This window comes from Deltaproteobacteria bacterium, assembly GCA_026388415.1.
Classification (GTDB): domain Bacteria; phylum Desulfobacterota; class Syntrophia; order Syntrophales; family JACQWR01; genus JAPLJV01.
Genome location: JAPLJV010000008.1, coordinates 38,184 through 50,718, shown reverse-complemented (window position 1 = coordinate 50,718; position 12,535 = coordinate 38,184). Strand labels below are relative to the sequence as shown.

General features: G+C 47.6%; 12 protein-coding genes and 1 tRNA gene. 9 read left to right on the top strand and 4 right to left on the bottom strand.

The window, feature by feature from the left end:
* The first annotated feature begins 5 nt into the window (after nt 1-5).
* Nucleotides 6-80, top strand: a tRNA-Gly gene (locus NT140_02090).
* 199 nt (nt 81-279) lie between these two features.
* Here NT140_02090 and NT140_02085 read toward each other — a convergent pair.
* Nucleotides 280-1,551, bottom strand: coding sequence for a diguanylate cyclase (locus NT140_02085; protein ID MCX5830675.1), 1,272 nt, complete (start codon nt 1,549-1,551; stop codon nt 280-282).
* Nucleotides 1,552-1,626: 75 nt separating this feature from the next.
* The gene (locus NT140_02080; GenBank protein MCX5830674.1) at nt 1,627-2,916 is read right to left on the bottom strand and encodes a 4Fe-4S dicluster domain-containing protein; all 1,290 of its coding nucleotides are present in this window, start codon (nt 2,914-2,916) and stop codon (nt 1,627-1,629) included.
* 552 nt (nt 2,917-3,468) lie between these two features.
* Here NT140_02080 and NT140_02075 point away from each other — a divergent pair.
* Nucleotides 3,469-3,726, top strand: a complete 258-nt coding sequence (locus NT140_02075) for a hypothetical protein (protein MCX5830673.1) — start codon at nt 3,469-3,471, stop codon at nt 3,724-3,726.
* 4 nt (nt 3,727-3,730) lie between these two features.
* Here NT140_02075 and NT140_02070 read toward each other — a convergent pair whose 3' ends face one another.
* A complete protein-coding gene (locus NT140_02070; protein MCX5830672.1) occupies nt 3,731-4,474 on the bottom strand; it encodes a ribonuclease H-like domain-containing protein in 744 nt (247 codons plus the stop codon).
* 357 nt (nt 4,475-4,831) lie between these two features.
* Here NT140_02070 and NT140_02065 point away from each other — a divergent pair, with 357 nt between their 5' ends.
* On the top strand, nt 4,832-5,347 hold the full coding sequence (locus tag NT140_02065; GenBank protein ID MCX5830671.1) for a hypothetical protein: 516 nt from the start codon (nt 4,832-4,834) through the stop codon (nt 5,345-5,347).
* A 60-nt stretch (nt 5,348-5,407) separates the two neighbouring features.
* Entirely contained in the window at nt 5,408-5,731 is a 324-nt protein-coding gene (locus NT140_02060; protein MCX5830670.1) for a hypothetical protein, read from the top strand.
* Between the two features lie 73 nt (nt 5,732-5,804).
* On the opposite strand, the gene NT140_02055 is transcribed toward NT140_02060, so the two are convergent.
* Nucleotides 5,805-6,206, bottom strand: coding sequence for a secondary thiamine-phosphate synthase enzyme YjbQ (locus tag NT140_02055; protein MCX5830669.1), 402 nt, complete (start codon nt 6,204-6,206; stop codon nt 5,805-5,807).
* A 751-nt stretch (nt 6,207-6,957) separates the two neighbouring features.
* Between NT140_02055 and NT140_02050 the strand changes: the two genes are divergently transcribed.
* From NT140_02050 to NT140_02030, 5 genes are all read left to right on the top strand, one after another.
* A complete protein-coding gene (locus tag NT140_02050; protein ID MCX5830668.1) occupies nt 6,958-9,105 on the top strand; it encodes a PAS domain S-box protein in 2,148 nt (715 codons plus the stop codon).
* Nucleotides 9,106-9,158: 53 nt separating this feature from the next.
* Entirely contained in the window at nt 9,159-10,850 is a 1,692-nt protein-coding gene (locus tag NT140_02045; protein ID MCX5830667.1) for an ATP-binding protein, read from the top strand.
* Nucleotides 10,847-11,233, top strand: coding sequence for a response regulator (locus NT140_02040; protein MCX5830666.1), 387 nt, complete (start codon nt 10,847-10,849; stop codon nt 11,231-11,233). Before NT140_02045 ends, NT140_02040 begins: the two co-directional genes overlap by 4 nt.
* A gap of 172 nt (nt 11,234-11,405) precedes the next feature.
* Nucleotides 11,406-11,864: a FecR family protein gene (locus tag NT140_02035; GenBank protein ID MCX5830665.1), complete on the top strand. Its 459-nt coding sequence runs from the start codon at nt 11,406-11,408 to the stop codon at nt 11,862-11,864.
* Nucleotides 11,861-12,481 (top strand): OmpA family protein, encoded by a 621-nt coding sequence (locus NT140_02030; GenBank protein ID MCX5830664.1) that lies wholly within the window; start codon nt 11,861-11,863, stop codon nt 12,479-12,481. Before NT140_02035 ends, NT140_02030 begins: the two co-directional genes overlap by 4 nt.
* Nucleotides 12,482-12,535 lie beyond the last annotated feature (54 nt).

Here is a 12,535-nt window from a genome sequence, read left to right as displayed (position 1 = left end):
ACTGAGCGGGCGTAATTCAGCGGTAGAATGTCAGCTTCCCAAGCTGGACGTCGCCGGTTCGATCCCGGTCGCCCGCTCCAATCAATACAAGGGGTTAGGTAAAATTGCCTAATCCCTTTTTCTTTACACGCGGCCTCATTTGCTTTTTGCTGGGAGGGGATATTTGAGGTAACAATGTCAGCTATTCACCCATAAATTGGCAGGCAAAACCCACCCAATACCCACCCACATAGAAAACAGAAACCAACACCAAGTCCGTGATAATGAAAATCTTATAAATCATTGAATACTGCTTGAAAGGGAGGCCCCTTGCATCAGAAGGCCCTTCTTGTTTTGCTTCTGCTCATACATCAATTTATCCGCAGAGGCCATGAGTTCGTCAATGGAACAGGGATTCTCAGGATCATAGTAAGAGCAGCCGACACTGATTGAAAGTCTGTATTTCCGGTTTCCCTGATTGTTTCGTATTTCAATCAGAGACTGCAACCGGGCAGTAAATATCTCGGAATTTGCATCGGGTATATCAACGGCAAGGGCGGCATATTCATCCCCTCCCAGACGGGCAACAATGTCAGAGGTTCTGAAGGTCTCTTTGAACACGATTGCCGCTTCAATGAGCGCTTTATCTCCTTCCTCATGACCCAGCGTGTCGTTGATCCATTTCAACCCGTCCAGGTCAGCAAAATAAAGCTGCACTCCTCGCATATTCCTGTTCGATAATTTTAGCTGCTGTTCCGCAAGAGATAAAAAGCCCCTTCTGTTGTTCAGGCCGGTGAGCGGATCGGTTATCGAAAGGCTGCGGAGTTCTTCCTCAAGTTTTTCACGCATAAGCGTCTGCCTCTGCAAACGTCGTGCGCCGGCACCGATTCCGACCAGGCCGATCATCCATAGAAAACCGTGGGCGAGCGTTAATTCGGCCATACGGGACCGCTCAATAGCCCTCAAGGGTTTCATGGGGATTGATATGCTGATCCCTGCCCGGATATCCCCTTCTTTATATCCTTGGGCGGCATGGCATTTCAGGCAGGCCTTTTCCGTAATAAAAGGGCGCATGAAACGAAAATATTCTTTTCCCGATATCTTTTCGATGGAACCGGTCTCTTTTGTTCCTTGCTCAAATGTTTTCAGAGCCTCAGTCTCCCAAGGATCCGGACGATTTTCGGGCCGGATTGGATTGAGGCTGGTGATGTGCCCCTGAAGGTCATTCATCTCCATGGCCAGTTCATTGACTTGGCGGCTCATGTAGGCAGGATTTACCAGCGTTAGCGACAGACCATCGTAAGTCGTGATGTCGCGGTTTGGGACCTTGAGGTCAGGATTGGCAGGGGTCATCTCTGAAACGGGCACATACACTCCCCCCTGTTTTGAAACCCATCTTCGATAGATGATATCTTTTTCATGGAAGATCTCGGCACTTGTTCGGGCAACCCTCAGGATGGACTGTCTCAGCTGGTATATGTTCAATCCCAGAGATGCAATGATGCCTAAAGTCCAGATTAGGACAAGCGTCAATAAATATTTCTTAAGATGCGCTAATTCTGAGTTCTCCATATCCGTGCCCTTGATTGCCTGTTAAAATTACCAGATACTACATTTCAGGAAAAAGTAAATGATCACTTATCTGATCTATTTCTTCATTGTATCAGTCCTCCTGATCAGAGTTTCAAGGTATCTCGATTTCATTTGGCGGCTTGCCATCGCTTGTTTAATGGGGGGTAGTTTAAGAATAACACCGAGAATTGCCGCCATGGCTCGGTGACTGAAAAGGGCCTGATTATCGAAAATAAGGTTCTGTAGCTTTCCTTTGTCAATGGCCATTACAACAGCCAGGTGAACCGAATTCAGCGGTGTTATGACCCGCTGGAAACGTGATTTCATTGAAATGTGATTGCCCTGGCAGGCCTGTTTACATAAACCACAGCCAAGGCATGTTTCTTCATTCAATAGGGCCTTTTTCTTTTCAGGCATTCGGGGATCATTGGCTGATACTATGCCCATGGCTTCCACAGGGCAAATGTTGACACACTTACCACAACCCACGCAATCGCTCACTTGAACCTCGGGCAGAAAATTAGTTGTATGAACAGGGTGAAGAAGACCAAAACGTCTTGCTGCGATTAGAGCCTCACAGCAGCAACCACAACAATTGCAGATAAAATTGACCTTTTCACGTACATTTGAACCAAATTGAACCAGCTTATTTTCATAAGCAATATCGAGCAAATCCAGACACTCCTCCACGCTAACAAGACGAGCATGACCATGTTTGATCAAAGACTGCGCAGACAAGTTAAAGGTCATGCATATCTCCTTCGGTGCATTACAATCCCTATCGAGATGCTGCATTTTGTGACGGCAATAGCAAATACTTATCCCCCTGCATGAAGCCGTTTTAATGACCTCTGTGGCTCTTTCATAGTCCAGAACGTATAGGCTTGTTTCAGCGGAGAGGGCTTTTTCTTGAATAAATATACGGCCTAAATGTGTTTCTCCGTCCGTGAAGAGGGATCTTATAAAATCATCTTCCACATTGAGATACTGATAGAAAAGTTCGCTTAATGTTTTCTGGTCAATATCTCCTCGGAGCCGCATGAGAGAAAACTCAAAAAAACCGGCCATGGGTGGTGGAAGAACATAGGTTTGCTTTCCATCTTCCTCCATGTCAAGAAGAATGGCCCGGTCTGCCAGATTATCTAAAATATTCTGAGCTTCTGATGTGTTGGTCTTCCAAAGACGGGCAGCCTTCTCTACCGAGAATGGTTTTATAGGAAGGAGCGATACCAGGGCAGCATCTTTCTCACTGAAAAGGATCTTAAGGATTTTATAAAGGGTGCCTGATGGGGGTGCCCCCTGGGGAAATAGATTTATTCTGTCTATAAGAGCTGTGTAACCTGATTGCACCAGGTGATGGGTCATAGTATCCTCAATATCGTTAGTGCCCTGGTTTAAGTTACCCAAGTAATGAAGCTATAACAGTCATCTGCCGCTAAAAAGTATACCACATCTTATTTGAGAGTTCTGTAATATTTTGATTATAGCCGCCCTAAATATACTAATTGCGGGCCAACATAGAAAACTACAGGTATATTCCAATCACAAGTCCTTTGATTTTGAGGTGGAAAAGCAATGAGGATTGCCAGTTGGAAGCAAGCATTTTCTTCAAGGGCGGCGTTTTGTTGCAGGAAGCTATATGTAATACCGCTTCCACTCGCATCCTACCAGAATCCTGCCGCCATTGCAAATAAAAAATCCAATGCGGTCTTTCCTATCATGATTACGGAGGTTGACGTATCTTCTATCGGCAAGATCTGGCGGCTGCTACCGGATCTATTTGCACCCACTGAATCTTGCCGCTTCTAAACCCCATGATTATCAAACATGTTATTTATTTTGTAATAATGATATATGCAAATCGTTGGTTGAGTTAGCCGAAACTGTAGAGCAAGGGTAATCTAAGGGAGGCTATTGATGGAGCAGTTTAATAAGATTTTGATTTTGGATAATGAAATTGAAGCTGAATTTCTCGATTCCATTCTTATCGAGCGAGATATTCCCCATCTAATAAGGAGCTATCACGATTCAGCATACGATGGGATCTATCAAGCCCAAAAGGGTTGGGGTGTAGTTATGGCACCTGAAGCTTTTAAAGAGGTAATCATGTCCATCTATCAAGATTTACCCCTTAAGGATCCTGACAGGAATGAAGGAAACCTGAAAGATTGCTAAATCCCTACCCAAACCTCAGTTCCTTCAGCTTCCTCTGATACGCCATCTCCATCAAGGTTTCCAAATTCCGCGCATCCAAGCTGTTATATTCAATAAGCATCTCCAAGGATTTCTTGTTCCCGGTCCTCTTGTATTCTTGCCAGAGAATCACGGCGTAATAACCGTCAATATCTCTAAGTTCACCGCGATCAATCCCTAGTTGTCTTTCGCATCCTTTCAAACCACCCGAAAATCCGAGACTTTTTAGAATAAATCTGAGGTCAATATGGACTTGATCAAGCTTGATCCGGAAAAATTGTTCGATGAAGGGGACGTCAAAACACCGTCCGTTGTAGGAAACAATGATTTTATATTGCTGAATATCGTCAACAAAATCATCGAGGTTCTGACCGTTGACATAGATATGGACCGTATGACCGTCATATAAAGCGACGGTGGTTATCTCATTACACCAGTTTTCCAACCCAGTGGTCTCGATATCAAGATAGGCGATGGTATCCCGGAAGTGGGGGAATAATCGCCAGTATTGATTGACTGGAAGGTGCTGGACAAAGTAATGGGGATTGCCTGCGACCAGTTGTTGTGATGATTCTTCGAGCTCGTGGTAAATGGACGCTATCCTGGATTTGGACAAGGGTATATTGGGTGATTGAAGGAATTGGTCCCAGTCATGAATACCGGCGTTCCATAGTTTGGATTCCGTAACTGGCCCGATTTTGGGGAGGTGACAAAATGTGTTCTTTAGCATTGTTATCTCCTTTCTCTGGCGGGTTCTATCATCATAAAATGAGTTTTACCACCTCTCCCTTCCCCTTATAGGATCCCGTGGCTAAATAAAATACTGGGGTCTGGACTTAAATATTATCGTACACCCCCGAAGATCTCCCACCGACTAACCGTTGAGAAGGTCTCCGCTACTACTGACACGTCAACCAATACCGGTAAGTCTTTCAAATACATCTTTCCTGCGTTAACCATGGAGTCATGTAAAATTTGAGCCGCTGTGTCTTTATTGACACCAGGTCCCTCGATCATTATCTTACCGTTGCCCGTTCCTGAGAAATGGAGCACAGCAGTGGCGGTCATGAAGTGAGGAGAAAAACAAATGTCAGATATTTCCAGAGAAGTAAGTGATTCTGTCAACCCATTAGTCATCGTCGTATCCAAGAAAGAGGTTCTGGAGAGAAACATCCAACCCGCACTGGATGTCCTGAGAAGTCTCATGGTATCACCAGAAATATCAAGGGTATATAAGGAAAATGTTAAGATAATATTTCAAGGATATAATGAAAATATCTCTGAACTTTACAAAAGTAAACCTGTTAGGGAATATGTCAATCTCCTGGACGAGGAATTTCCATTCTGGTTCTTTTTCCTTTCCAAAGAATATCTCGGATTGCAAAATATGGTTCATTGCTTCTTACCACCATTCAGTACTGATAAAATAAAACGAGAGGTTTTTCCGGAGAGCATTGGTTACTATTTGACGAATAGATGGTTACCTGCGATGGGTCATATTTGCCAATATGTAGGGTGCTCCCAAGAGGAGATTAATGAATTAGCTGATCGCGGAATGAGATATATTGAATCCGGTAGGTATAATAGCTGCGGTTATCATTAGGTTATTGTTTTGCGCCAATGTCACGGTCACTGTTCCCCAATAAACGAAAGGAGTGTCAGAATGAGCAAGGTCATAGGAGTTGCTTGGTTTAATGACGAGTTAACTTACCGCAAAGCGCTTGCGATATTTACCGACGCTAAAAATATGCCCGATACTTTTGAAGACTGGAAAGCTCTTGTCCAAAGGCAATGCGAAGAGATTGAGGGTACTGGCAATATCGCTATTCGCGCAGACATCGATCCGGAAACATTTACTGATTGGTGCCACTCGCACGGATTTCTCGCCAATTCCCAAGGGAGATCAGCATTTGCAGACCATGCCGAACTCGAGTATCAGATGACTGGCAAAGGAACAGTCATTTACCCTCCCAATATATTCGTTTGAAAAGATTTCCTACTGACTCACTATAGGGAAGGTCTGAACCGGTCTGTCTCTGATATAACTGATCTGAGTCAAATCAAGATGTAAAGGCCAAATATATTTCCCGCTGACGCGGTCCATCAAATTCACAGAAATATATTTCCTGCCAGGTTCCCAACCACATTTTACCATTACGGATGATTACCTGTACAGAAGACCCATACAAACTGGACTTGATGTGTGCGTCAGAGTTTCCTTCGCTGTGTCGGAATCGATTGCTCTGAGGGACCAGTTGGTCACTGAACAATTCCATATCCCTTGCTACATCAGGATCGGCGTTCTCATTGATTGTCACTCCTGCGGTGGTATGCGGCACAAATATTGTTAAGACACCATCCTGAAATCCTTTACTTGCAATGACTTCGGTAATTTTAGATGTGATGGAAACAAATTGGGTACGCCTGACCGTTGATATAGAAAGGGTTTCTGTTGTCTTCATACAAATTCCTCCGGATTATTAATGGTCTTTCATCAGGTAAACTGGTCATCTCTAAATGGAATTAGTCCTAATCATGTATAACGGCGTCCCATAGTTTCTCTTCGGTAATGGTTCCTATTCTCTGGATATGACAAAACGTGTTTCTTAGCATTATCTATTTCATTTCTTTCCAGTCAGGGTCATTTTTAATCATATCATGGATAGCGGCTTTCGGCCAATCACTGGAGCAGTAAATAAGCTCTCGCCGGAGAAAGCCGTATATGCTTGTTTTATAGAGTGTATTCGGCATTTTTTATTATTCCTGTTTACAAGTATATTTGATGAAGCCATTATTGTTTGTAGCCTATTATTATTCGCATTTTATCACTATCAGGCCCATTGATTACAGATGGGAATGATGATCTTCCAGTCCGTCTTATTTCTCAGTAAACATCAAAATTACCTTGAAATCTGAAATATTTTGGAGTATTGGTTGATTCATGAGTTAATCTATTGAGTGATTTATAGCCATAACCCCGCGGAGGGTGCCATGGACTGATTGCCGAGACCCCGTTACTGAGAAGAGTGCGGGGTTTTGTGTTTTAGTGAGATCCCGGGAGAAACCGGTCTACTCGACTCAAAATCAAAAAAGGGAAAAGGGATGCCGGTTTGAGTAATACCCTCTTTAGCCTTGGGGGGGTATGTTGGTAGAACCCGCTATTCGTGAGCCGTTACACCGACGCGTAATAAGACGGGAGCAAGTAGATACAGTATGAATGCATCCTTTCTCGGCTTGGTTCAGAATGCCACTTTCTTGCTGGCAGTGGCTTTCCTCTTTGACGTGGCCGCGAGCCAGTGGCGTGTAGGGCAATCTTCGTTCTGGAAAGCGCTTGTCGGTCTCGCTCTCGGCGCCATCGGCATCACCGTCATGCTGACGCCTTGGGCATTCGGGCCGGGCATCGTATTTGATACACGTTCGATATTGCTTGGCATATCCGGACTCTTTTTCGGTTTTTTCCCCACCACAATAGCGATGGCAATGACCGCAGCGTTTCGTTTCTATCAGGGAGGAACAGGAGCCTGGACCGGTATCGCTGTGATCCTCGCTTCAGGGGCGACCGGGATCGCCTGGCGTCACTTTCGCCGCCGTCCCCTGGCCGAAATTTCCTGGCAAGAGCTCTACCTTTTCGGCATGGTGATTCATTTGACCATGCTGGGCCTGATGTTCTCGCTGCCCTGGGCGACAGCCCTGCGGGTACTTTCAAATATCGCATTACCGGTCCTGGTGATCTATCCACTGGGAGCCGCCTTGCTGGGAGTGCTGATGGTCAAACGACTGCTGCGTGAGCGGACGGAGGATGCGCTTCTGAAGAGTGAGGAAAAATTCAAGACAATTTTTGATAGAGCCAGTGACGGGATTCTGATTGCTGATCCTATAACCAAAAAATTTCTTCAGGGTAACACTGCGATATGTTCCATGCTGGGGTATACAAAAGCAGAGATCGAAAGTCTTACCATCTATGATATCCACCCAAAGGAGGATATCTCCCGTGTTCAAGATGAATTTGGAAAAATGATAAAAGGGGAGAAAGTTCTTGCCGAAAGCTTGCCGTCATTGAGAAAAGACGGGTCAATCTTCTATGCCGATATAGGCGCTGCCAACATTACCATCGGGGGAATGCCTTATCTTATTGGCATCTTCCGTGACATTAACGAAAAAAAGCAGGCGGAGGAGGGACGCGAAAAAATGCTGGTGTTGCAGCAGGGTGTCAACCTACTCCAACAGTCGCTTCTTGCACCGGCTACGCTTGAAGAAAAACTCAGAGTTATAACTGACAGCGTTGTCAGTCTCTTCGATACTGATTTTTGTAGAATCTGGCTGATTCAGCCCGGTGATCTTTGCGAGCAGGGCTGCGTCCATGCCGAAGTGAATGAAGGACCGCATATCTGCCGTTTCCGAGACCGGTGTCTGCATTTGTTGGCGAGTTCTGGCCGCTACATACATACAGACGGCAAGATTCACCGCCGCGTTCCTTTCGGTTGCTACAAGATCGGACACATCGCGTCAGAGGATGATCACAGTTTCCTCACAAACGACGTACAGAATGATCCTCGGGTTCACAACCGCGAATGGGCACGCGAACTCGGACTCGTGTCGTTCGTAGGATACCAGCTACGCGTTCCCGGTGGAAAGACAATGGGGGTTCTGGCCCTCTTCGCAAAACACCCGATACTATCCTCAGAAGATGCAATGCTGGATGGACTCAGTAGCACCGTTGCTCTGGTTATCCAAAGAGACGTTGCAGAGAAGTCGCTGCGTGGGGCCCTGGAGCGCCTGCATAAAGCCATCGGGACAACCATTCAGGTCATGGTGTCGGCCGTGGAGACCAGAGATCCCTATACGGCCGGTCACCAGATCCGGTCTGCGGACCTTGCCCGTGCCATCGGCACGGAGATGGGATTGCCTCAGGAGAAAATCGATGGAATCCGGATGGCAGGTTCCATCCATGACATCGGAAAATTATCCATCCCCGCGGAGATATTGTCCAAACCCACTAAGCTGACAAACATTGAGTTTTCCCTAATTAAAGAACATGCCCAAACAGGATACGAGATGCTGAAGGATGTAGAATCTCCCTGGCCCCTGGCAGAGATAGTCTACCAGCACCATGAACGCATGGATGGATCGGGATATCCAAGAAATCTAAAAGGGGATGACATTCTCATGGAGGCCCGCATCATGGCTATCTCCGATGTCGTGGAATCCATGGCCTCCCACCGGCCCTATCGTCCCGCATTAGGATTAAATGCGGCACTTGAAGAGATTGAGAACAATAAAGGGACGTTTTATGACGCAAATGCGGCAGATGCCTGCCTAAGATTATTCCGGGAGAAAGGTTTTCAGCTTGAAAGGGCTTGATTCCAAACAGTAATCCTCGCTGCAATTCTGAACTGACTGAGGGTAAGTCGAAAATGAAACTCAAGACAAAATTGTTTGTCCTTTATTACGGATGGCTGATTTTATGCCCGCTTCTGGTTCTTTTGATACCGATTTATCCTGACAATTCATCGGCGGCCGGCAAAGATCGCATCGTGCGTGTGGGCGTTTATGAAAACGCTCCCAAGGTGTTTATTCCCGAGCCCGGCAAACCCGCAGGCATCTTCATTGATATCATCGAGCACATCGCTAAAAGCGAAGGATGGACCTTGCGCTATGTGCCCGGCACGTGGGGGGAGGGATTGGATCGCCTGTCCAAAGGCGAGATAGACTTGATGCCCGATGTGGCATATTCCCTGGAGCGCGAAAAAGTATTCTCCTTTCACAAGGAACCGGTCCTGTCCGACTGGTTTCAGGTATATGCCAGCAAAGACAAGCAAATCCGTTCGATAGTAGATTTGGATGGGAAAAGAATAGTTGTTCTGGAACGTTCGGTTCAACAGGAGGCTTTCAGGCAGCTCGCTGAAAACTTCAGATTTAAAATCACCCTCATTTCGCTGCCGGATTACAAACAGGCCTTCGAGGTGGTTGCCAGAGGGGAGGCCGACGCCGCCATTACCAATCGTTTCTACGGGTTGGTGCATGCACATAAGATGGGGCTGGAAGAGACAGCGGTTATATTCCATCCAACTCAACTTTTTTTTGCAGCGCCCCGGGGGGCTCCGGATGAACTGTTGAAAACCATTGATAAACACCTGCTGGAACTAAAGAATGATTCTCAGTCACTATATTACGAGTCATTGAAGCGGTGGACAACCGAAAAAACCGTATTTAAACTTCCGGCATGGATGAAGACCCTGGCGCTCATTGCTGGCCTTGCGCTGCTCATTAGTCTGGTTGCCGGTGTTCTGTTAAAGGTTCAGGTGAATGCGCGCACCTTGGAACTTAGGCAAATCAACCAGGAAATGGAACAGCGCATCAAACTGCGCACGGCCGAATTGGCAAATGCGATGGAAAAAGCTCAGGACGCCGACCGGATTAAATCAGCCTTCCTGGCGACGATGTCGCACGAACTGCGAACGCCGCTGAACTCGATCATCGGGTTCACCGGCATCATTCTGCAGGGGATTGTCGGACCTTTAAATGACGAGCAGAAAAAACAACTGAACATGGTGCGCGGCAGTGCACAACACCTGCTTTCGTTAATCAATGATGTTCTCGACTTATCAAAGATCGAAGCAGGACAGTTGCAGATCGCCTATGAAAACTTTGACCTTCGTTCCATGATGGAAAAGGCTGTGGAGAGTGCGCGTCCGCTTACCGGCAAAAAGGGTCTTGAACTCACCTATGCAGTCTCTCCCGAAATTGAAACCATAAACAGCGACCGAAGGCGCGTTGAGCAGATTCTTCTGAATCTGATCAGCAATGCCGTAAAGTTTACGGAAAAAGGTTCGGTGAAAATAGAATGCAAACCGGAAGCGGACAACGTAACGATAAGGGTTGTGGATACGGGCATCGGCATCAAGACAGAAGACTTAGAAACCCTTTTTCGGGCCTTCAGGCAGATCGATTCGGGAATGACCCGGAAATATGAAGGGACGGGTCTGGGCCTATCCATCAGTAAAAGGCTCGTAGAACTCATGGGAGGGCAAATCCGGGTGACAAGCGAATGGGGTGCGGGAAGCACGTTCAGCTTTTCCCTGCCGAAAGAGAGGAAAGAACCATGAAGGGAAAAATCCTTGTCATCGAAGACAACGAACAGAATCTTTATCTGGTCAGGTTCATCCTTGAGCAGAGCAACTATGAAGTCTTCGCCGCGCTGGATGGTAAAGCAGGCATTGAAATGGCGGCTTCGCTAAAACCGGATCTGATCCTCCTGGATATCCAGTTGCCTGTCATGGATGGTTACGCCGTCGCCCACAACTTAAGGCAGAACCTGGACCTTGCAGATACTCCCATTGTTGCCGTGACGTCCTATGCAATGTCCGGTGACCGTGAAAAGGTCATGGAAGCCGGCTGTAATGGATATATAGAGAAACCAATTGATCCGGATACCTTTGTGGCAAAAGTTGAACAACATTTGCCCGTAAGGACTACAGGAGAGCTTTGAATTTTCGTATTTTTGATTCTGGTTCATTTTCTTGCCCGTTTTTTTAAAAAAATCGGGCCAAGTTTAAAAAAGTTAACTGATGAAGCTGATTAACTTTTCACTTGTGAAAACGCGGGATCACGCATCTCGGAATGGGCGTTGAACACCCACACGCGCTAATGGGAGGAAAATCATGATACGCTTCATCCTAGTAATCATCCTGATGCTCCTGGCCGGATCGCCGGCATGGGCCCAGGATGCGATTGGCTTCGTCAAGACGGTCTCGGGCAGCGCAGCAGTGATCGATGCCGGAAAGCCGGTCAAGGCCGAGGTCGGTACTCCCATCAAACTTGGAAACACTTTGATGACCGGAACCAAGGGGGCCATGGGCGTCACCTTCAAGGACAATACCGTCATGTCCTTCGGGCCGGACACCGAACTGACGGTGGACGAGTACCTCTATGCGCCGGGGAAGGACAACCTGAAGTTCGGTACGCGCATGTCGAAAGGCTCCCTGCAGGTTATCTCGGGCGTGATCGCCAAGCTCAAACCGAGCTCTGTGACCATGAAGACGCCGACAGGCACGATCGGAATCCGCGGCACCCGCTTTCTTGTCAAGGTCGAGCCGCAGAACGGGAGGGAAAAGCCATGATTCGCAACCTGAAACCAGCGTTTGTCGTTTTTGCCGTCCTGATCGTTGCCATGGGCTGCGCCACGACCCCGCCGGCCGCCCAGGCGCCGAAGTCCTACGTCGTTCTGATGGACAATGCGGACGGCACGGTGGGACAGTTGTCGGTGAGCGGCGTGAAAGGCGATGTCCTGCTGAACGAAGCCCGCTCCGCCGTTGATCTGGACGATGGCTCGGGCAAGCCCTACGGTATAGATGAAGGCAAGATCAACCGGGACTTTGGCGAAGCCCTCGCCGCACGGCCACCACTGCCGGTCAGCTTCATGCTCTACTACAAGGCCAGCGGGACGGTGTTGACAGCCGAGTCGGAAGCCCTGATTCCGGAGATCCTGGCTGCGGCGGAAAAGCACCCCGCACCGGATGTATCGGTGATCGGCCATACCGATACCGTGGGGAACAGCGAGGCCAACGAGAGGCTCGGGTTGCAGCGGGCACAGTCGGTGGCGGAAATCATCAGGACGGCGGGCCTGCAGGTGCATGATATAACGATCGCCTCTCATGGTAAGAGGAATCTGCTTGTCGCCACACCGGACAACACACCCGAGCCGAAAAACCGCCGGGTGGAGATCACCGTTCGATAATCACTCGCCCTCCGGCTCCGGGCGTTGTACTGAGGGAGCGCTGGGGGTCTGTAC

Bases quoted from the DNA above. Each gene is read 5' to 3' on its own strand.
- NT140_02030 (MCX5830664.1), top strand. From the start codon at position 11,861: ATGATTCGCAACCTGAAACCAGCGTTTGTCGTTTTTGCCGTCCTGATC.
- NT140_02045 (MCX5830667.1), top strand. From the start codon at position 9,159: ATGAAACTCAAGACAAAATTGTTTGTCCTTTATTACGGATGGCTGATT.
- NT140_02060 (MCX5830670.1), top strand. From the start codon at position 5,408: ATGAGCAAGGTCATAGGAGTTGCTTGGTTTAATGACGAGTTAACTTAC.
- NT140_02080 (MCX5830674.1), bottom strand. From the start codon at position 2,916: ATGACCCATCACCTGGTGCAATCAGGTTACACAGCTCTTATAGACAGA.
- NT140_02075 (MCX5830673.1), top strand. From the start codon at position 3,469: ATGGAGCAGTTTAATAAGATTTTGATTTTGGATAATGAAATTGAAGCT.
- NT140_02050 (MCX5830668.1), top strand. From the start codon at position 6,958: ATGAATGCATCCTTTCTCGGCTTGGTTCAGAATGCCACTTTCTTGCTG.
- NT140_02070 (MCX5830672.1), bottom strand. From the start codon at position 4,474: ATGCTAAAGAACACATTTTGTCACCTCCCCAAAATCGGGCCAGTTACG.
- NT140_02040 (MCX5830666.1), top strand. From the start codon at position 10,847: ATGAAGGGAAAAATCCTTGTCATCGAAGACAACGAACAGAATCTTTAT.
- NT140_02085 (MCX5830675.1), bottom strand. From the start codon at position 1,551: ATGGAGAACTCAGAATTAGCGCATCTTAAGAAATATTTATTGACGCTT.
- NT140_02035 (MCX5830665.1), top strand. From the start codon at position 11,406: ATGATACGCTTCATCCTAGTAATCATCCTGATGCTCCTGGCCGGATCG.
- NT140_02065 (MCX5830671.1), top strand. From the start codon at position 4,832: ATGTCAGATATTTCCAGAGAAGTAAGTGATTCTGTCAACCCATTAGTC.
- NT140_02055 (MCX5830669.1), bottom strand. From the start codon at position 6,206: ATGAAGACAACAGAAACCCTTTCTATATCAACGGTCAGGCGTACCCAA.